The organism is Pseudomonas marvdashtae (assembly GCF_014268655.2).
In the GTDB taxonomy this organism is placed as follows: Bacteria; Pseudomonadota; Gammaproteobacteria; order Pseudomonadales; family Pseudomonadaceae; genus Aquipseudomonas; species Aquipseudomonas marvdashtae.
This window is the reverse complement of the sequence record NZ_JABWQX020000001.1, coordinates 3,537,553-3,558,658: the sequence shown is the minus strand read 5'-3', so window position 1 is coordinate 3,558,658 and position 21,106 is coordinate 3,537,553. Positions and strand designations below refer to the sequence as shown.

The following is a 21,106-nucleotide window of genomic DNA, read 5'->3' as shown; positions in this document are numbered from 1 at the left end:
AATGAGTTGACGCTGTTAGCCAGCATGAAACCAATTGCCAACGATGCGCTCGAAGCACTAGCACAAGGGACTTGTGGTATGCCGCTTCCCTGCTGGTAGTTTGAGGTGAGAGTCGTCCCATGAAGTTCTTATCCCAGAATAACGGGTGTCCCGGATGGGACGGCGAAATGGCCCGGCGCATCCGGGCGTACGATTGGAGTCGCACCGAACTGGGCGCGATCGAGCACTGGTCCGCCAGCCTGCGCAGTGCCGTCCAATTGATGTTGGCTTCGCCCTTGCCAATGGTCATGTTGTGGGGCCGCCAGGGCTTCATGATTTATAACGACGCCTATGCCGAGTTTGCGGGCGGCCGTCATCCCTATCTATTGGGGCGCGCGGTGGAGTTGGGCTGGCCGGAAGTGGCCGAGTTCAATCGCCACGTGCTGGACGTGTGCCTGGCCGGTGGCACCTTGTCCTACCGCAGCAAGGAGCTGGTGCTGCTGCGCGATGGCAAGCCCGAAGATGTCTGGATGGACCTCTATTACAGCCCGGTGCCGGACGACGATCACACACCGGCGGGCGTATTGGCCATCGTCGTGGAAACCACCGAACTGGTACTGACCGAGCGGGCCCGGCAAGAGGCTGAACGCAGTTACCGTGCGGTCAATGAACGCATCCAACTGGCGCTCTCGGCCGGGCCGCTGCTGGGCTCGTTTGTCTGGGATATCCAGGCCGACACGCTGTCTGGCGATGAGCGTTTCGCGCGTACGTTCGACTATCCGCCGCAATGTCCGCTGGACGCATTGCCCATCGAAATCGCACGCCAGCGTATCCATCCGGATGACCTTGAAGACGTTGAGCAACGGGTCGATCTGACGGTGCGCACGGGCACACCCTACACCGCTGAGTACCGTGTGCGCCGTGGCGAGGGCGATTACCTTTGGGTACTGGCCAGCGGTCGATGCGAGTTCGATGCGTTGGGCAAGCCCCTGCGCTTTCCCGGTGTGCTGATCGATATCAACGAGCGCAAGACCGCCGAAGCCTCATTGCTCAGGTTCACCCGCGATCTGGAGCAACGCGTTGCCGCCGAGGTACAGGCGCGGTTGGCGGCTGAAGAGCAGTTGCGCCAGTCGCAGAAACTCGAGGCCATCGGTGGCCTCACTGGCGGCGTGGCCCATGACTTCAATAATCTGTTGCAGGTGATTGCCGGCAACCTGCACTTGCTGGCTCGTCACGAACCTGACAATCCCAACGTGCAGCGGCGGGTGGGGGCTTCAATCGAAGCCGTGGAGCGGGGCGCCAAGTTGTCGTCGCAACTGCTGGCTTTTGCTCGTCGCCAGCCATTGTCGCCGGCGGTCTACAACCCACGGCGCATCTATGACGGCCTGGGCGAGTTGCTGCAACGGGCCCTGGGCGAAACCATTCGGATCGAGGTCTCGTTGCCCGTTGAGCCTTGGTGTATCCATGTCGATCGCAACCAGTTGGAAAATGCCCTGTTGAACTTGGCGATCAACGCCCGCGATGCCATGGGCGGCGAAGGCTTCATCAGCATGATCGGCGATAACATCGTGTTGGATGAATCGTCCTGCGTTGGCAAGGGCGTCGCTGCCGGCGATTACGTACGACTGTCGGTGATCGACAGCGGCGCAGGCATGGCGCCGGAAGTCCTGAACCAAGTGTTCGAGCCATTCTTTACCACCAAGACCGACGGCCAGGGCACCGGGCTCGGATTGAGCATGGTCTTCGGGTTCGTCAAACAGAGCGGCGGGCATATCGAAATTTCCAGCCGCCCGGGGGAAGGTACCCAAGTGCACATGTACTTCCCGCGCAGCCACCAGCCTGAAGCCTCGGATCCGGCGCACCAGCGCACGCTCGCCTGCGGCGGACAGGAAACGATCCTGGTGGTGGAAGACAACGATGAAGTACGCAGCGCCTCGGTGGACATGCTCGAACTGTCCGGTTACCGGACCTTGACCGCCACCAACGGCGACGAGGCGATGAAGCTATTGCTGGAAGGCGTCGCGGTGGATCTGATTTTCACTGACGTGGTCATGCCCGGCCTGATCAAGAGTTCCGACCTGGCAGCCTGGGCCAAGGTCCAGATCCCGCCGATACCGGTGCTGTTCACGTCGGGGCACACGCGCGACATCATCTCGCGCAACCATCAATTGAGCCCCGATACTCATTTGCTGAGCAAACCTTATAACCCGGAGGCGCTGACCCGGATGGTCAGGTCAGTACTGGGTGGCTGAACGCTGCACTGCAAACAAATGGAACCCAGGCCCCTTCGCGACCTTCGAATAACCAAGGCCGGTCATTAACCGGCCCTGTCATGAGAGGTACCTATGAACGACAAGCCTGCAAACTCGCAGCAGCAAGGCCAGACGCAGACCCCGTCCCCACGCAACGACCCGGCCATCGATCCGCAGACCCAGGCCAACCCGTCGGGCGCCCAACCGGTGAGCCCACCTGGGGCGGACGAGGCCCAGAGTGCTGATAGCGAGGTCGATCAGAAACAACATCACCAGGACAATGACAACACCTTCAGTCCAGGCTTCGAGCCTGATCCTGATCGGCCTAAGTCCAACGAGAGCACTGACGCGGATATTGACACCGACGGAGGCTGATCCCGAAAAGCAACAAAAAGGCCGTCTTCAAATGAAGACGGCCTTTTTCCATGGCCTCAAACAGCTTATTTGCTGGGGTGAGCCGCCTGGAGTTTCTTGGCCTCTTCCAGGTGATGCTGCAGGGCCGGCAGCATTTTCTGGGCGAACGCCTTCAGTTCGGTATTGCCGGGCTTTTTGTCGTCGGTGACGGTCTCGGCTTCTTTCTTGAACAGGGCAATGGTTTCTTCGTGGGCCATCACCTGGTTGTTGGCGTAGGCTGGATCGAAGGACTCATCACGCACATCGAGAATCTTGGCCTTGGCCTTCTTCATCAGCGTGGTGTCGTCAGGGACTTCGATGTCATGTTTTTGCGCCAGCGCCTTCAGCTCTTCATTGGCTTTGGTGTGGTCGGCAATCATCTTGTCGGCGAACGCCTTGATGTCTGCCGATTGGCTTTTTTGCAACGCCAGCTTGCTGGTTTCGATTTCCGCAATGCCGCCGGCCGCCGCGTTGTCGACGAAGTCGTTGGACGTCGCGGCCCATGCCATGCCCATGCTGGTACTCAAGGCAACTGCCAGGCCGAGTTGACGCAGGGTAAATCTGTCCATAGGTAAGTCTCCACACAGGTTGTACAAGTGTTTCTTGTGGTCACTGATCAATGGAGGGCGATACGTGGGTGAAGGTTTGATCGCAGCGCATGGCGGGACGACGAACGGTCACCACTGGTCTGATTGGCGGTCGACAGAACCCGACCGGCAAGGCCATGCTGAGGACAGGCAGTGCCCTGAAAAGCGCTTGCCACCGAACTCATGAAGGAGGTGCTCCATGCCGGTGTCCCATGATCTTTGTCAGGATCTCAAATGCACAAAAGACCATATCCAGCAAAAGCGCAGCAAGGACCCGAAGCTCGACTCATTGCTTCAAAAGTATTCGCGACTTGATGCCGAGGTCGTGAATGCCGAGAAACCACCCGTCACGCTGTCCGACCCCGCTTTGGAGACACTCAAAAAGGAACGGCTATTGGTCAAGGATGAGATCGCTGCATTGATGCAGGAGTAGCACGTAGCGATTAGCTAAGAACCGTTGTGGCGAGGGGATTTATCCCCTCGCCACAGATGATAGGGGCATCAGCCCAAAGGGTCCCAGCGTTGGGACCAGTCGCTGCCCGTCTTGACGATTCCCCGCAACACCTCGAATGCCTGCTGCAACGCCGCCGAATCACGGTCCCTGGAATACACCAGATAGGTCGGGTAGTTGAACTCCGGCGCCTTGGGCACCCGCTCCAGGATTCCACTGTCCAGGTAGCTCTGTACGACCCGCGTGCGGAAATAACCGCTGCCACCGTTTTCCAGGATGTACTGCAACGCCAGGGGGCCGAGATTGAAGGTCACGGCGGCCTTGGCCTTGTCCGGCAGTGCTGTATCGTGCTGCCGGCGAAAATCGGCGCTCCAGTCGATGTACACGTAGGGCTCGGGGCGAGCGGCCAGGCGCACGAGGATGAGTTTTTCTTCCAGAAGCTGTTCGACTTGCAGCCTTGGCCAGTATTCGGGCTGATACACCACCGCTGCGTCCAGCAGCCCCAGCTCCAGTTGTTGCAACAGCTTTTCCCCGTCACGGATGTCCATGCGCAGGGCATGGCCGGGAATTGCCTGGCGCAGCGCGCCGGCCCAGGCAAGCATCAAGGGGTTGCACAAACTGACTTCCCCGCCGAGGTGCAGAACGTTGCGATAACCCTCGGGCAACGGCAGATCGCGGCGAGCGGCCTCCCAGGTTTGTACGAGCTGATTGGCATAGACCACGAAGGCTTCGCCATCGGCGGTCAATCGTGCGCCGGCCCGGTTGCGCACGAACAACCCACAGCCGAGCTGGCTTTCAAGCTTCTGTACCCGGGCGGTAGTTGCCGTCTGGGTGACGTGCAGCTTTTCAGCCGCGGCGGCGAGGCTGCCGTGGCGGACGATTTCCAGGAAGGTGCGGGCGAGGTCGATGTCCATGGTCATGCCGATGCGGGGGAAGCGGGCATTGTAAGAGCTGGCAGTTTTGTCCGATACCACCGTGATCCGCTCGCGATGCGGTGGCTCATTCAGAGGAAACAAAAATCCCGCCACAAGGGCGGGATTTGGCTAGAGCGGTGGCGCGAGCCGATCTCAGGAAGGGAACAGCTCGGCCAGTTTCATCGACAACATCATGTCGCCTTCAACGCGCAGCTTGCCGCCCATGAAGGCTTGCATGCCGTCGGTTTCGCCGCTGACGATGCCCTTGAGGGTTTCGCTGTCCATGATCAGTGTGCAATTGGCGTCGGCATGTTCGCCTTCCTGCAATTCGCAGGTGCCGTCCTTGACGATCAGGGCGTATTGCTTGTCTTCGTCAGTGATGTTGAAACCAAACACCAGGTCCAGGCCGGCAGCGGCGGCTGGGTTGAACTTGGCTTTCATGGCTTGTACGGCGTCGGCTACGGAGGTCATGGTTTCGGTCCTTATTTGAGTGGTACGGCAAGGGTCTGCAAGTAATCCGGCCTCAGCGGAAGGTGATGAGGTCCGGGGTCTTCAGCAGTTGCAGGTGGGCATGACTGTTGAAGGAAGCCAGGGCTACCTCGCGGCCCCTGAATTTCAGGTGGTTGAGCGAGGTGTTGACGATTTGCCAGTTCAGTTCAAAGGCCTGCCGGGCAGGCATCTGGGTAATCAGGTGGAGCAGGGCGGTGATGGTCCCGCCGGAGGTGAACACGGCGATCTTGTCGGTCTTGTCGGCCTTTTCGAGGATGCGCTGCAGGCCGGTCTGGACGCGCTCGACGAAACCCAGCCAGCTTTCCAGCCCCGGCGGGTCGTATTGGCCACCAAGCCAGCGCTCGACGATCAAGGCGAAGATACGCTGGAATTCGGCGCGGTTCTGCGCAGCGTTACGCAGGATGTAAAGGGCTTCGGGCTCTTGGGGCAGCATGTCCGGCAGCAGGGCGCGGATCACTGCGTCGGCATCGAACTCATTGAACGCGGCGTCAATTTCCACTTCGGGAACCGGCAGCCCGGCGGCGGCCATCTGGCCTAGCGCGCCGATGGCGGTGTCCTGCTGGCGACGCAGGTCGCCCGAGAGGCAGCGATCGAACACGACACCGAGCTCCGCCAGGTGGCTGCCCAGCACTTGGGCCTGGCGTATGCCGTTGGGCGAAAGGACATCGTAGTCGTCCGCACCGAAGGAGGCCTGGCCATGTCGAATCAGATAAATGCTGCCCACGTCCGCGTCATCCCGGTACGTTGAAGGTTTGGCGAGGTTATGAGGATGGCGTTGGCCTGTCAATGAAAAAACATACGCTTGTTTGAAATGGCCGTTACAGCCTGTAGCGAGGAAGCCTGCTCCCGCTTGAGTGCTTGGCTTCACCTTGGCGGGCGCTAAGGTAACCACAGATTTCATGGCTGGCAGCAGGACAGGCGCATGGGTATGCTGGCAGCGTTACGCGCCTGCGTTCAGTGGCGCATTGCATTTAAGGAGTCGCTGTGGAGTTTTTTGTCGAATACGCCGGTTTCCTGGCCAAGACGGTGACGCTGGTGATCGCTATTCTGGTGGTCATGGCCAGTTTTGCCGCGCTGCGCAGCAAGGGGCGACGCAAGTCGGCCGGGCAGTTGCAGGTCAGCAAGCTCAACGATTTCTACAAAGGGTTGCGCGAGCGCCTGGAGCAGACGCTGCTGGACAAAGACCAGCTCAAGGCCCTGCGCAAGGCCGAAGGCAAGGCTGAAAAGGCCGGGAAGAAACAAAAAGACAAGCCGGCCGCCAAGCCTCGGGTGTTCGTGCTGGATTTCGACGGTGACATCAAGGCTTCCGCCACCGAAAGCCTGCGCCACGAAATCACCGCACTGCTGACCCTGGCGACCCCGAAGGACGAAGTGGTGCTGCGCCTTGAAAGCGGTGGCGGCATGGTTCACAGCTATGGCCTGGCCTCGTCGCAACTGGCACGGATCCGCCAGGCCGGCGTGCCGCTGACGGTGTGCATCGACAAAGTCGCGGCGAGCGGCGGCTACATGATGGCGTGCATCGGCGAGAAGATCATCAGCGCCCCCTTCGCCATCCTGGGCTCCATCGGCGTCGTCGCCCAGTTGCCCAACGTCAATCGCCTGCTGAAGAAACACGACATCGATTTCGAAGTGCTGACAGCCGGCGAATACAAGCGAACCCTGACAGTGTTTGGCGAAAACACCGAGAAGGGCCGGGAAAAATTCCAGGAAGACCTGGATATTACTCATGAGCTGTTCAAGAACTTCGTAGCCAACTATCGCCCGCAACTGGCCATCGATGAAGTGGCGACCGGTGAAGTCTGGCTGGGGGTTGCCGCACTGAGCAAGCGTCTGGTCGACGAGCTGAAAACCAGCGACGAATACCTGGCCGAACGGGCCAAGACCGCTGAGCTGTATCACCTGCACTATGCCGAACGTAAAAGCCTGCAAGAGCGTATCGGCATGGCCGCCAGCGGTTCGGTGGACCGCGTGCTGCTGAGCTGGTGGAGTCGCCTGACGCAGCAGCGGTTCTGGTAACGCGCGGTCATTGATCGGCAATAAAAAAGCCCTGATCCGGTGCACCCGGATCAGGGCTTTTTCATTTTCTCGTTATCAGCGACGACGAAACAGCGGCAACGGTTCGTCAGTGGCGGCCTGGTAAGTCACTGAAAAGTCCTTGAGGCTTTCGAGAGCTTCATAGGGGTCCTTGTCGGCCCGCAGGGCAAAGGCGTCGAAACCGCAGCGGCGCATGTAGAACAGCTGATCGCGCAGCACGTCGCCAATCGCCCGCAATTCGCCTTTGAAGCCATAACGGTCACGCAACAGGCGGGCGTTGGAGTAGCTGCGCCCATCGGTGAAGGCCGGGAAGTTCAAGGCAATGACCTGCAACTGATTGGCGTCATCACCGATCTCCTCGGCTTCCTCGTCGGCGTCCAGCCACACGCCCAGGCCGCCGTCGCGGGCCTTGAGGGCGTGGGCATGGTCGCGCCACAGGGCCAAGGGCACGATCAAGTCATCGCAGTTGGAAATGCCATCGAAGGTCGCGTCCTTGGGCAGCAGGTGCCAGGTTTCGTCGATGACCTCGTTGTTCTTAATGATTCGCTGCATAGACGCGTTCCTTGAAGAGGTCGATGCCAATACGTTGGTAAGTGTCGATGAAACGCTCGTCCGGGGTACGTTGTTCGATGTACACGTCGATCAGCTTCTCGATCACGTCAGGCATGTCATCCTGGGCAAACGACGGGCCGAGGATCTTGCCCAGGCTGGCGTCGCGGCTACCGCTGCCGCCGAGGGAGACCTGGTAGAACTCTTCGCCTTTCTTGTCCACGCCCAGGATGCCGATGTGGCCGACGTGGTGGTGGCCGCAGGCGTTCATGCAACCGGAAATGTTCAGGTCCAGCTCGCCGATGTCGAACAGATAATCGAGGTCGTCGAAGCGGCGCTGGATCGATTCGGCGATCGGGATCGACTTGGCGTTTGCCAGGGAGCAGAAATCACCGCCGGGGCAGCAGATGATGTCGGTCAGCAGGCCGATGTTCGGCGTGGCGAAACCTTGCTCGCGCAACTCGCCCCACAGGGTGAACAACTGGCTCTGCTCGACATCCGCGAGGATGATGTTCTGCTCGTGGGAGGTGCGCAGCTGGCCGAAGCTGTAGCGGTCGGCCAGGTCGGCGACGGCGTCCAGTTGTTTGTCGGTGATGTCGCCCGGCGCGACGCCGGTGGGCTTCAGGGACAGGGTCACTGCAACGTAGCCCGGCTTCTTGTGAGCCAGGGTGTTGCGGGTACGCCAGCGGGCGAAGCCGGGATGTTCCTTGTCAAGGGCAGCCAGTTCGGCGTCCCCGTTGTCCAAAGCCTTGTATTGCGGGTCGACGAAATGCTTGGCCACGCGTTGCACTTCGGCTTCGGTCAGGGTGGTCTGGCCGCCGCGCAGGTGAGCCATCTCGGCTTCGACCTTCTCGGCGAACACTTCAGGCGTCAGGGCCTTGACCAGGATCTTGATCCGCGCCTTGTACTTGTTGTCGCGACGACCGTAGCGGTTGTACACGCGCAGGATGGCGTCGAGGTAGCTCAGCAGGTCTTGCCACGGCAGGAACTCGTTGATGAACGCACCGACCACCGGCGTACGGCCGAGGCCGCCGCCCACCAGCACCCGGAAGCCCAGCTCGCCTGCGGCGTTGTAGACCGTTTCCAGGCCGATGTCATGCACTTCAATAGCGGCGCGGTCCGAGCTCGAGCCGTTGATGGCGATCTTGAACTTGCGCGGCAGGTAGGCGAATTCCGGGTGGAACGTGGTCCATTGACGGACGATTTCGCACCATGGGCGCGGGTCGATCACCTCGTCGGCCGCAACACCGGCAAACTGGTCGGTGGTGACGTTGCGCAGGCAGTTGCCGCTGGTCTGGATCGCATGCATCTGCACGGTGGCCAGTTCCGCGAGAATTTCCGGCACGTCTTCCAGGGCTGGCCAGTTGTACTGGACGTTCTGCCGGGTACTGATGTGGGCGTAGCCCTTGTCATAGTCGCGGGCAATCTGCGCCAGCTTGCGCACCTGGCGCGAAGTCAGCTGACCATAAGGCACCGCCACGCGCAGCATCGGGGCGAAGCGCTGGATATACAGGCCATTCTGCAAGCGCAGAGGGCGGAATTCTTCTTCGCTCAGCTCGCCTGCCAGATAGCGTCGGGTCTGATCCCGGAACTGCTTGACGCGGTCCTCGATGATCCGCTGATCGTACTCGTCATATACGTACATATAAGTCTCGTTCTCAGGCTTGGGCCGATCAGAAACAGCTGCAGGTTGGCTCGCTGAAATCGGGTTCTGCCTCGGCAATTCTGCGCGCACGGCCGCGCACTCCTAAAGGAGCCGGTGCAAGATACCTGTTTTGAGTTATGCGCAAAAGTGATGTTTGAGTATATGTAAAGAACCAAATCGACTAATGAGATCGATTATTGCCTAACCCACATTTGTCGTACGGGCAATCATCGTCTTAACTGTGGTCGAGTCCCTATGCAATCACCTACAAAACCGACAAGAGGCGATGCAATGAGCAATCCGACCAAAGCAAGGAAAAGCGACAGTACCGTTGATGCCTGGGCCATTTTGTTCCTGATTATCCTGGTGGTGGGCACGGCGGTGTTCTGGGTCAGTCACCAATAGCTTCTGTCCACACATGACTCGATAGGGGAGCGAGCAGGCTCGCTCCCCTATCGATTTGTGTTGTGCGCGAAGCGTTACAACCCCGCCAAGTGCACCACCAGCTTGACGATGCCAAACAGCGTCAGGGCAAAGATCACCGTGAACGCGATCCCCAATATCACAAAGTGACTCGGCTTGCCGTGGGTGAAATCCCGGGCGCGGTTCTTGTTGCTCTGCACGCCCAGGGCCGCAGCCAACACGCTGTGCATCATCTGCAACAGCGTTGGCGGTTTGTTGTCGACTGGATCGTCCATACATTCCTCATTGAAAGTCGTATCCGACAAAGCATAGTCAAACTGCGCATTTTTCGATGAATCTGCTCAGTCTCATTTTGCGACACAGTGTCGATCCCTCAATAACTATGTACCGCACATGCGCTTTGCCGAGCTGATTTGCTGTCGCTTCATTCACAGGAGCGACGTATGTCAGCGAATCCCACACAAGACCCAAAAAAATCAGAACCCACAAATCCAAGGGCCACAGAGAGCTTGCATGCAGACTTTCTGGAAGCCGCCATGCCCGCATGGCTTATAGACGCTTCGACACAACGCAGGCAGGCGATCAAGCAGGCCGGAACGCGCCCGCCGGCCTGGTACACAAACGCTTCGCCAGAGCAGCGCAAGGTGCTGGATGCCTGTTTCAAGGAAAATGTCGTAGCACAGAATCAGCTGGATAAGACCTTGTCATCGTTCATCGACGTCGACACGTTTGGCCGGGGGTTATTGATCCAGGCATTGAAAGATCAGTTCAAGGTAGAGACAGACGTCGACAAAACCCTGTTATGCCTTAGACGACCCGTGAGAATGGGCGCGTTCGAGGTGGAAGTGACTTCGTTCGAACTGTTGAAGTTGCCGCTGCTACAGGCCGCGCTGCATAACTTCGAGCGCTGGGAATGCGACGACGGCGCCTATCATGAAAGCTCCGGGTTTCTTGTGGAAACGGTCACATCCGGCACTTATGCGCCCGTGGTGTTGAATTTATCGGTCAGCCAATTCCTTACCCTGTGCCGCACGCTTGATATCGGTGCGAAGTACCAGGTCTACCTCCAGTCATTTTTCTATCCTGTTGACGCGACGACTGAAACAACGCTTCGACAGCAATTCATTGCCAGCCAGAAAGCGGCGATGAGGGCCGCAGCCGAGCAAGCGCTGTTGACGAAGGATATCGAGCCCAAGGATTACGCGATGATCCTTTCGGTTATCAAGGGAGAGAACAATCCCAGGATGGGCAACAAACGGGTCTGGTTCGAAGACATGACCCTGATGAAGCAAAGGCTGGTGGGCTGTGTCGCGTTCTCGATTTGTGAAATGCATCGCTACAGCACTGAGATGATTCTCTACGTTCCCCATGACCCCGAGCATCCGTTCAAGCGCTACGACGATAGCCAGATTCAAACGCGCTTCAAGCAATTACTCACCACGCCTGATACTGGACCATCGCAAGAGGCCAGTCCTACCCCTTATCAGCGTTTTTTCAGCCAGTTTGTACCCTATGAAAAGCGACCCTATTACTTCAGTCAGTTTGTCCAGGGTGCGATCGATGCACCGCGTGATCCGTTCCTTTCCCCGTGGGTGTCTTTCGCCGTATTGGTCAATCCCACGTCATTACTGACAAAGATCCGCGACGTGCCCCCGCCACGGCCAACATTGCGCCGCGAACCTGACCCTTACGTCGCACCTTCCACGCGTCCCCAGAAAGGTCGGGACTTGTGGGCGGATAACCTGGACCTGTGGACCTACCTTTTCGATCAGCACCGTGAAAAGGTGCTTGCCGATGCGCGCAGTCATGCAGTTCCTACGAATGCCGTCGACGTCAAGGCAAGAGAAGCGAAATTGGCCCACCTGCTGCAAATGGGCATGTTTGCGGTGAACATGGTGTCCATGTTCGTTCCGGTGTTGGGCGAGGTCATGATGACCGTCATGGCGGGGCAATTGTTGTACGAAACCCTGGAAGGCGCAGTCGGGTGGGGTGAGGGCGACAAGCGAGCCGCCAAGGCCCACTTGGTCGATGTCGCGGAAAACCTAGCGCTGATTGGCGTGATGGCCGGTGCGGGCGCCGGGTACAGCAAGTTCGCCGCTATCAAGCCGGAGCCGGTGATCGAGCGCCTTCAGCCCGTGACATTGCCCAACGGCGAAACACGCCTGTGCAAGCCTGATCTGAGCGGCTATGAGAGCGGCGTAACGCTCGACGACACGAGCGTTCCCAACGCGCAGGGACAATACGAAGTCGATGGCAGGACCTACATCCGCCAGGGGAACAAGGTCTACGAGCAGTTTTACGATCAGTCGATCCAAAAATGGCGTATCAAGCATCCGACGGACACGGCGGCGTATCAGCCTATCCTCGTGCATAACGGCACCGGAGCCTGGCGACACACGCTGGAGCGCCCGATGGCGTGGGATCGCCTGACACTGCTCAGGCGCATCGGGCATGAGACCGCAACCTTCTCGGACGAGGTCCTGCTCCGGCTCGCCGATATCAGCGGTGTTGGCGACAACGCTCTGCGCAAAATGCACCTGGACCGTACCGCTTCCCCTCCTGAACTGAGGGATGCGATGCGCCTGTTCAAGGCGGATGCCGAGGCAGCCCAGATGATTGGCCGGTCGCAAGCTGCGGTAAACTCGGGCGAGTCCACCCGGCCACCGATGGATATGGCCTCGCTACGTCAACCGGCGATTTTTGACAGCCTCTACTTCACCAAACCTGCGGACGTTCGAGTCAGGATTTTGCAGCGAGAGTGTCCCGGCCTCAGCGAGGCTGCTGCGCAAGAGGTGATTGCCCATGGCAGTTCCGCTGACCTGGCCCGTCTGGATGCAACGCGACGCTCGCCATTGACGATGCTGGAGGAAGCTCGCTGGTATGCGCGACAAGGACGTCAGGTTCGGGCGTATGCGGGGTTGCGCAGCGACACTGTCGGTTCGGCCGACAGCCGGCGCCTGGCATTGCGTGCCCTGGAAAAACTGCCGGGATGGCCTGACACGGTGCGCCTGGAAGTTCGCGCGGAGAACAACGAGGGGGTATTGCTCGATAGCATCGGCGCCGAAAATGCTTCCAAAAAAACCTACCTGATCAAAAACGGACCTCGCTATCAGGCGCTCAATGAACGTGGGGAAAACCTCGCCAGCTTGCCCGGGCAGGGTGACGACTTCTACAGGTCGGTCCTGCATGCGTTGCCTGATGACACGCGTTCCGCATTGGGGCTGTCGCGTGTCGATCCGAGCGCCGAACTGCAACGCAAGATCATCGATTACGCGGACATCCATCACGGCGAAATGTCCAAGGTCCTGGAGCCCCAGTCCAAACGCTTCAAGCCACCGGTTCGGGTAAGCGCGACACTCAAGGGCTATTATGCGAGCGGACGTGGCAAAGGAATGAATCCTTCCCTGGAGCCTCGGGTGGAGCAAGTTTATCCAGACGGACGACAGGCGCAGGCCTTTATCAGGCAGCAGCGAGGCAAGACAGATCAGCAGATCTATTCGGTACTGCAAACGCGCCTGCGTGAGTGGGAGACCCTCAGCGATACGCTCGATCAATGGCAGGGAATCGCGACGGACAGCCCGGCCAATGTGCACAAGAGTCAGTTTGCGCAAGCCCTCAAGGAAAGTTGGCGCAACCGCCCGCTGGCGGAAGAAATGCCCGAGGCAGCGCGCTTGACGCTTTCCTGCGAGGAACCACTGCCTGAAATCGTCGCCGACTTTCCACACGTGCAGGAATTGTCGGTCATTGGCAGCGGCCTGACAGATGCCAGCGCCGATGCCTTCCTGGCGCATTTCCCAGGCGTGACGAAACTGTCGATTGGCGGCAGGGAAAACGCCCATATCGATTTGTCCGTTCAAGCGCAACCGTTGACCACCTTGCCGCAAGCGTTGAGCCAAATGCCAGGACTCATCGACTTGCGGTTTACCACCAGCGCGCCCAGATTGGCAGCCACCTATCCGGCGAGACTGAATGCGTTGACCTCGCTGGAGGCGTTGCACATCTCTTACTCAGGCTTCGACTCGGCCGTCATGCAAGGTGCCGATTTGACCTCGTTCAGTCGTTTACGAACGTTGAAAATCGCGGCGCCCTTCGCTTTAACGCGATGGCCCGATTACCTGCAGAATTTGCCTTCGCTCGAACGCCTGGACCTGACGCATACATTGATACACACATTGCCTGACGCGATATTCGAAGGGCACGAAAAGCTGTGGGCCGGGTTGTCGCTGGATTGGTCAAGATTGCCCCCGGACGTCTTCACGCGCGCCTATCGGTATGTCAGCAACTACTCGGGTGAGTTCGGTCACTTGGCCGATTTGGACCAGATGGTGAACGAATACTGTCGCGGGCAATTGCAGCACATGGTCGGAAGGAGCGAATACCTGGGGCGCCTGCCCGAGCGATTCAAGGATGCTTGGAATACTCCCCGGGAACGATTCGATGCGTTGGAAACGATCAGGGCAGAACACGATGGGATCTTTACCCAGTTCTATGAGCCGGCTGAGCCGGGTGGATTGATACAGGCCATACCGTCAGCGCAATGGCGCCAGCCTGGAGAAGGACGCTTGCTTCGAGCCCTGCAGGATAGCTGGGGTAATGCTCTTCGCCGACGTTTTGGTCTGCCGATAGATGTTTCCACGTTTGAACTGTCTTCATTGGAACCGGGGCTCGGCGGTGAAAGGATAAAGACCCTGCCGGTTTTGCCGGCCGGCAGCTTTTCCCACGTTCGAACATTAAACCTGGGAACGTTGGATGTTTCCCTAGAGCAGGCACGCAACTTCTTCAGGGCATTCAGTGGCATTCGAACAATGGATATCAGCGGCAGCGGCTTCACCGAATTGCCTTTTGTCGCCGAGGATTTGCCTGCCTTGAGGCAACTCGACATGCGCAACAACAACGTACTCGTCAGCTCATCCGTACAAGCACAATTCAGTGGCTTGAAGAGCCTTGAAGTATTGAATCTGGAAAACAACCCGCTCAACGCCCTCGATGTCAGCGGCTTGACCCAGCTCAAGGCGTTGAATCTCAAAGCCACCCAATTGCGAGGTTGGCCGATCGGCGCCGAGAGCCTGCCCCAATTGTCTTGGCTTGACTTGCGGGACAACCGGCTCGAGTCGCTCCCGATGGCAGTGCTGTCCGATGACGATGTCCTGCTGAAAATCAATCTGACCGGGAATTCCTTCAGCCTTGAAGCAGAAGCAGCCCTGAGCGCTGCGCAGCAACGGGTAGAGCAAAGCAACGGACTTCCCCTCGGCGCGTTGGCACGGTTTGCGAAGGAGACGGTACCGCTTGATTTCCCTCCTGTGGAAACAGGCTGGTCTATCACCCAGCTTTTATTATCGCTTCCCGAGGAATCGGCAGTGGTCGAGGGAGACGCCGGGCTTCAACTTCGGCTGCAGCGTCTTGGGCCGATCATGACGCCGGAACGGGCAGCCCTGAAGCTTGCGCAATGGCGCGAAAACGGGATGACCGAGGTGCAAATAGATGCGCGGATCAGCCAGTGGCATCAGGCGTGTGACACGCTGACTCGTCAGTTGAATGGTTGGATCTATACGCGGGGAGTACACCCGGCCAGGCGCACGGTGTCCGCGCAAAGCCGCCTGCTTGCGGCGATGCGCATTGGTGAGGTGTGGCAAGAAGGATTGATACACGTCGGTGCTTCGGAACAGACACTCAGTCTGCATGGTTTGCTATTAGGTGACTTGCCTGAACTGGTTGAACGGCTTCCCGGCGTGACGACACTGGATCTGTCGGGGGTGCTTTTAACCGAACAAGGTTCAAACGGTTTTTTCGAGTCCTTCCCTCATGTGCGCCGATTGAATCTGAGCAGCAATGGTCTGACCGACGTCCCCCACGCTGTCGTGCAAATGAGTCAACTGCAGCATTTGGAACTGGCTTATAACAACATCCCGCCCGAGGCGGTTTACCCGTTGCTGACCCATGGTCGCCTGCGCGAGCTTAACCTGCGATCCAACTGGATGGAGACATTCGATCCTGTAGATTTTGGCCGGATCGAAACGCTGGATCTCAGTGACAATGGGATAAATGATTGGCCCCAGCACTTATTGAGTGCGCAACACTTGCGTGAGCTGAATTTGGGTAGCAATGAGCTTACGGAGATTGCGCCAGGACTGCTGGACGGCAATCACGAAACGCTGGTGGCCGGGACGGACCTGAGTCATTGCGAAGACCTCTCGCTCGCCGCGCTCCAGCAACTCAGGAATTATAGTATTCAGCACAATAGCACCAGCGTGATGGGCTTTTCCCTGGACGAGTTGGATAGCTGGATAGCCGTGTTAGAGAGATCGGAAGGTGAAGGTGGCACTTCGGATTTTGATGAGGACTCCGAAGAAGGCCAGGGTGTCGGTCACGATCCTCATGCCGCCGTCGCTCCAGTCGAGCCTCTGCTCGATCCCTTGGGCGATTCATCGAACCTGGCGTTAGAGCCATGGCTGGTCGGCTCCAGCGCCGAGCAGACCAGCATCCGAAGCACGATCTGGACGCAGTTGTCCGAAGAAACCGAACACGAGCGGTTCTTCCAATTGCTCGCGCTGTTACGTGACACCTTCGATTTCAGGTTCAATCGAGCAGAGCTGACGCAACGGGTATGGAACGTCATGGATGCGGCCAGCGAAAGCAGCGAACTGCGCCAGGTGCTGTTCCACAACGCCGAAACCCACGGCACCTGCATCGATGGGCGCATCCTGACGTTCAGCGAGCTGGAGGTTCGTGTGTTTGTCTATCAAGCCTTGCGCGACATTCCGCCGGATCGCCCGATGCTTAGGGGGCGGGCATTGCTGCGCTTGTCGCGGCAATTGTTTCGGTTGGACCGGGTCGATACGTTGGCCGAAGCAGCCGGCCTGGGCATGGATCGGGCGGAAGTTCGCCTGCGTTATCGCATTGGGCTGACAAGTGGATGGGGCGACGGTATTGATTTGCCCGGGCAGCCTTCTCATATGGCCTACGGCGCCCCGATCACCGGAGTGACACTGGCCCAGACCCGTGCCTCGATTCTTGAGGCGGAGCAGACGGATGCTCTACTGGAGAGCATGGCGTCGCGTGATTACTGGACGACCTACCTGCGCGAGCGTTACCCAGAACAGATGGACGATATCGAAGACACTGTTGCCAGCAGGCGCGAACAGCTTTTGAGTGAACTGGAGGATCGCAGGGGAGACGGTAAAGTCGACACGGAGCAGTACAATCTGCAACTGAACGCGCTGAGCAGAACGGTGGATTCCCTGCGCACGCAGAAACTGGTCGAGTTGACGCGAAGAGAGCTGGATGACTTGCAGGGCGTTGCCGCTGAAGCGGAGCAATCCGGTAACCGTTCACCTCAACCCGGACCGTCACACCACAACTGATCTGGATCTGCGTTCAAGCTATGGATGTATGCCGCCCTGTCGATGCCAACGCCGTCGACAGAGCGGTCTGCATGTTTCTCGCTTAGTTGTCGTAACCCAGGTTCGGCGCCAGCCAGCGTTCAGTCACGCTCAAGTCCTGGCCCTTGCGCGCGGTGTAGCTTTGGACCTGGTCCTTGTCGATCTTGCCCACGGCAAAATACTGCGCCTGCGGATGGGCGAAGTACCAGCCGCTGACCGCTGCCGCCGGGAACATGGCGTAGTGCTCGGTGAGAAACACGCCGCTGCGTCCCGCTTTCATTTCACTGGCCTCGGGATCGAGGAGGCGGAACAGGGTGGCCTTCTCGGTGTGATCCGGGCAGGCCGGGTAGCCGGGAGCAGGGCGGATGCCGGTGTATTGCTCTTTGATCAAGGCGTCGTTGTCCAGGCTCTCGTCCTTGGCATAACCCCAATGTTCCTTGCGCACCTGCTGGTGCAGCCACTCGGCGCAGGCCTCGGCCAGACGGTCGGCGAGGGCCTTGACCATGATCGAATTGTAGTCGTCGCCAGCCTCTTGGTAGGCCTTGGCGACTTCTTCGGCGCCGATGCCGGCGGTGGTGATGAAGCCGCCGACGTAGTCGGTCACGCCGCTGTCCTTCGGTGCGACGAAGTCGGCCAGGGAAAAGTTCGGCTTGCCGTCGGTCTTGATGATCTGCTGGCGCAGGTGATGCAGGCGCGCCAGTGGCTTGCCATCGTCGCCATAGACTTCCAGGTCGTCGTCATGCACCTGGTTGGCCGGCCAGAAACCGAACACGGCGCGAGCGCTGATGAGCTTTTCGTCGATCAGCTTGCGCAGCATCGCCCGGGCGTCGGCGTACAACGCGGTGGCCGCTTCGCCGACCACTTCATCGGTGAGGATGCGCGGGTATTTGCCGGCCAGGTCCCAGGAAATGAAGAACGGCGTCCAGTCGATATATTCGGCGAGGACATTGAGGTCAATGTTGTCCAGCACCTTGGCGCCGGTGAAGGTCGGCTTGACCGGCTGGTAGCTGCTCCAGTCGAACTGTGGCTTCTTGGCCACGGCCGCCGGGTAGCTGAGGCGTTCGGTGCGAGCGCTGCGGTTGGACGTGCGCTCGCGCACATCGATGTATTCCAGGCGGGTTTTCTCGACGAACGCCGGTTTTAATTCCTTGGACAGCAATTGGGTCGCCACGCCCACGGCGCGGGAGGCGTCGGTGACGTAGATCACTGCGTCGTTGCTGTACTTGGGTTCGATCTTCACCGCCGTGTGGGCCTTGGAAGTCGTGGCGCCACCGATCATCAGTGGCAGATGGAAGTCCTGGCGCTGCATCTCGCGGGCCACATGCACCATCTCATCCAGGGACGGGGTGATCAGGCCGGACAGGCCGATGATGTCGCATTTCTGCTCCTTGGCCACCTGCAGGATCTTCTCCGCCGGCACCATCACGCCGAGGTCGACGATGTCATAGCCGTTGCAACCGAGCACCACGCCGACGATGTTCTTGCCGATGTCATGCACGTCGCCCTTGACCGTGGCCATCAAAATCTTGCCCTTGGCCTCCGGCTTGTCGCCTTTTTCCGCCTCGATGAACGGGATCAGGTGGGCCACGGCCTGCTTCATGACACGGGCGGATTTCACCACTTGCGGCAGGAACATCTTGCCGGCGCCAAACAGGTCGCCAACGATGTTCATGCCAGCCATCAGCGGGCCTTCGATGACCTCGATCGGACGACTGAAAGACTGACGCGATTCTTCGGTGTCTTCAACGATGTGGGTGGTGATGCCCTTGACCAGCGCGTGCTCCAGGCGCTTGTTCACTTCCCAGCCGCGCCATTCCTCGGTTTCCGCTTCCTTGACGCTGCCGTCGCCCTTGTACTTGTCGGCGATGGCGAGCAGGGCGTCGGTGCCTTCGGGGGTGCGGTTGAGGATCACGTCTTCCACGGCATCGCGCAGTTCCGCCGGGATCTGGTCGTAGATCTCCAGTTGACCGGCGTTGACGATGCCCATGGTCAGGCCCGCGCGGATCGCATACAGCAGGAATACCGAGTGGATCGCCTCGCGCACCGGGTTGTTGCCGCGGAACGAGAACGACACGTTGGACACGCCGCCGGAGGTCAGTGCATACGGCAGTTCGTCGCGGATGTAGGCGCAGGCGTTGATGAAGTCCACGGCATAGTTGTTGTGTTCTTCGATGCCGGTGGCGACGGCGAAGATGTTCGGGTCGAAGATGATGTCTTCCGGCGGGAAGCCGACTTCATTGACCAGGATGTCATAGGAGCGCTTGCAGATTTCCTTCTTGCGCGCCTCGGTGTCGGCCTGGCCGGCTTCGTCGAAGGCCATCACCACCACGGCGGCGCCGTAGCGCTTGCACAGCTTGGCGTGATAAATGAACTGCTCGACGCCTTCCTTCATGCTGATGGAGTTGACGATGCCCTTGCCCTGGATGCATTTGAGGCCGGCCTCGATCACTTCCCACTTGGAAGAGTCGATCATGATCGGCACTCGGGAAATGTCCGGTTCGCCGGCGATCAGATTGAGGAAGGTCACCATGGCCTTCTTCGAATCGAGCATGCCCTCGTCCATGTTGATGTCGATTACCTGGGCGCCGGCCTCGACTTGTTGCAGCGCCACTTCCAGGGCTTCGGTGTAGTTGTCCTCGCGGATCAGTCGAGCGAACTTGGCGGAGCCGGTGATGTTGGTCCGCTCGCCAACGTTGACGAACAGCGAGCTGCGATCGATGGTGAACGGTTCCAGGCCCGATAGGCGGCACGCCCGGGGAATTTCCGGAATCTGCCGTGGCGCATAACCGGCCACGGCCTTGGCGATGGCTTCGATGTGCGCCGGGGTGGTGCCGCAGCAGCCGCCTACAATGTTCAGGAAACCGCTTTGGGCGAACTCTTCGATGACCTTGGCCGTCTCGGCCGGCAGTTCATCGTATTCACCGAATTCGTTGGGCAGGCCGGCGTTCGGGTGGGCCGATACGTGGGTGCTGGCCTTGTTCGACAGTTCTTCCAGGTAGGGGCGCAGTTCGCTGGCACCGAGGGCGCAGTTCAGGCCCACGGAGATCGGCTTGGCGTGGGCCACGGAGTTCCAGAAGGCTTCGGTGGTCTGGCCGGAGAGGGTGCGGCCGGACGCATCGGTGATGGTGCCGGAGATCATGATCGGCAATTCGACGCCCAGTTCTTCGTAGACGCCTTGCACGGCAAAGATCGCCGCCTTGGCGTTCAGCGTGTCGAAGATCGTTTCGATCAGGATCAGGTCGGCGCCGCCTTCGATCAGGCCCTTGGTGGCCTCGGTGTAGTTCTCCACCAGTTCGTCGAAAGTCACGTTGCGGTAGCCGGGGTTGTTCACGTCCGGCGACAGCGAGCAGGTGCGGCTGGTCGGGCCGAGTACGCCGGCGACGAAGCGCGGCTTGTTCGGGGTTTCCAGGGTCTTGGCGTCGGCCACCCGGCGCGCCAGGCGCGCGCCTTCAAGGTTCAGCTCGTAGGCCAGGCCTTGCATGCCGTAGTCGGCCTGGGACACTTGGGTGGCGTTGAAAGTATTGGTTTCGAGGATGTCGGCGCCTGCGTCCAGGTAGGCTTTTTCAATGGCGCCGATCACGTCGGGACGGCTGAGCACGAGCAAGTCGTTGTTGCCCTTGACGTCGCTCGGCCAGTCGGCGAAGCGCTTGCCGCGGTAGTCCTGCTCTTCCAGCTTGTAGCTCTGGATCATCGTGCCCATGCCGCCGTCGAGGATCAGGATGCGTTCCTTGAGGGCTTGCTGGAGAAGATAAAAGCGAGCGCTGCGATCAGACATAGGACTACCTGGAAAAAAAGACCATTACGAAGGCCGGGATGATAGCAAACCTGTACAGGATTTGATCATGATGGCTTTTGCATGAATTTCGCTCATGTTTGCAAGGTGGTGCTGTCAGCAAGCCGAGCCCTCGCAAGCGGGGGTGCTGCAGATGAACCGCTACCAGAGGCCGTGAGTAAGGTGCTCGGCGGCGATCCTGCCTGCCGTCGGGTGCT

General features: G+C 59.3%; 13 protein-coding genes. 5 read left to right on the top strand and 8 right to left on the bottom strand.

Translation table 11 applies throughout. The features are described 5' to 3' along the window. The first annotated feature begins 119 nt into the window (after positions 1–119). Positions 120–2,231 carry an ATP-binding protein gene (locus tag HU742_RS15960; RefSeq protein ID WP_186643249.1) on the top strand — a complete coding sequence of 704 codons (2,112 nt, stop codon included), beginning with the start codon at positions 120–122 and terminating at the stop codon, positions 2,229–2,231. 93 nt (positions 2,232–2,324) lie between these two features. Next, complete coding sequence (locus HU742_RS15955) at positions 2,325–2,606, top strand: hypothetical protein (protein ID WP_186640367.1); 282 nt, start codon at positions 2,325–2,327, stop codon at positions 2,604–2,606. 65 nt (positions 2,607–2,671) lie between these two features. Here the strand turns inward: HU742_RS15955 and HU742_RS15950 are convergent, their stop codons facing one another. Next, positions 2,672–3,193, bottom strand: a complete 522-nt coding sequence (locus HU742_RS15950; RefSeq protein WP_186640369.1) for a DUF4142 domain-containing protein — start codon at positions 3,191–3,193, stop codon at positions 2,672–2,674. A 217-nt stretch (positions 3,194–3,410) separates the two neighbouring features. Between HU742_RS15950 and HU742_RS15945 the strand changes: the two genes are divergently transcribed. Further along, positions 3,411–3,644, top strand: coding sequence for an HP1242/YdcH family protein (locus HU742_RS15945; protein ID WP_186640371.1), 234 nt, complete (start codon positions 3,411–3,413; stop codon positions 3,642–3,644). A 68-nt stretch (positions 3,645–3,712) separates the two neighbouring features. Here the strand turns inward: HU742_RS15945 and HU742_RS15940 are convergent, their stop codons facing one another. The 3 genes from HU742_RS15940 to HU742_RS15930 all read right to left on the bottom strand — a co-directional run bounded on the left by HU742_RS15940 (position 3,713) and on the right by HU742_RS15930 (position 5,810). Beyond that, on the bottom strand, positions 3,713–4,576 hold the full coding sequence (locus HU742_RS15940; protein WP_186643333.1) for a LysR family transcriptional regulator: 864 nt from the start codon (positions 4,574–4,576) through the stop codon (positions 3,713–3,715). Between the two features lie 153 nt (positions 4,577–4,729). Beyond that, positions 4,730–5,047, bottom strand: coding sequence for an SCP2 sterol-binding domain-containing protein (locus tag HU742_RS15935; protein ID WP_186640373.1), 318 nt, complete (start codon positions 5,045–5,047; stop codon positions 4,730–4,732). Positions 5,048–5,099: 52 nt separating this feature from the next. Then, entirely contained in the window at positions 5,100–5,810 is a 711-nt protein-coding gene (locus HU742_RS15930; RefSeq protein WP_186643250.1) for a histidine phosphatase family protein, read from the bottom strand. Positions 5,811–6,070: 260 nt separating this feature from the next. On the opposite strand from HU742_RS15930, the gene sohB reads away from it, so the two are divergent. After that, positions 6,071–7,102 (top strand): protease SohB, encoded by a 1,032-nt coding sequence (sohB, locus tag HU742_RS15925; RefSeq protein WP_186643251.1) that lies wholly within the window; start codon positions 6,071–6,073, stop codon positions 7,100–7,102. Positions 7,103–7,177: 75 nt separating this feature from the next. Here sohB and HU742_RS15920 read toward each other — a convergent pair whose 3' ends face one another. From HU742_RS15920 to HU742_RS15910, 3 genes are all read right to left on the bottom strand, one after another. After that, a complete protein-coding gene (locus HU742_RS15920; protein ID WP_053121484.1) occupies positions 7,178–7,672 on the bottom strand; it encodes a DUF934 domain-containing protein in 495 nt (164 codons plus the stop codon). Beyond that, on the bottom strand, positions 7,656–9,314 hold the full coding sequence (locus HU742_RS15915) for a nitrite/sulfite reductase (protein ID WP_186640379.1): 1,659 nt from the start codon (positions 9,312–9,314) through the stop codon (positions 7,656–7,658). The genes HU742_RS15920 and HU742_RS15915 overlap by 17 nt, the downstream gene beginning before the upstream one ends. A 479-nt stretch (positions 9,315–9,793) precedes the next feature. After that, the gene (locus HU742_RS15910) at positions 9,794–10,012 is read right to left on the bottom strand and encodes a DUF2970 domain-containing protein (RefSeq protein WP_186640381.1); all 219 of its coding nucleotides are present in this window, start codon (positions 10,010–10,012) and stop codon (positions 9,794–9,796) included. 168 nt (positions 10,013–10,180) lie between these two features. Here HU742_RS15910 and HU742_RS15905 point away from each other — a divergent pair, with 168 nt between their 5' ends. Beyond that, on the top strand, positions 10,181–17,098 hold the full coding sequence (locus tag HU742_RS15905; protein WP_186643252.1) for an NEL-type E3 ubiquitin ligase domain-containing protein: 6,918 nt from the start codon (positions 10,181–10,183) through the stop codon (positions 17,096–17,098). Between the two features lie 82 nt (positions 17,099–17,180). Here HU742_RS15905 and metH read toward each other — a convergent pair whose 3' ends face one another. Then, positions 17,181–20,891 carry a methionine synthase gene (gene metH, locus HU742_RS15900; RefSeq protein ID WP_186643253.1) on the bottom strand — a complete coding sequence of 1,237 codons (3,711 nt, stop codon included), beginning with the start codon at positions 20,889–20,891 and terminating at the stop codon, positions 17,181–17,183. Positions 20,892–21,106 lie beyond the last annotated feature (215 nt).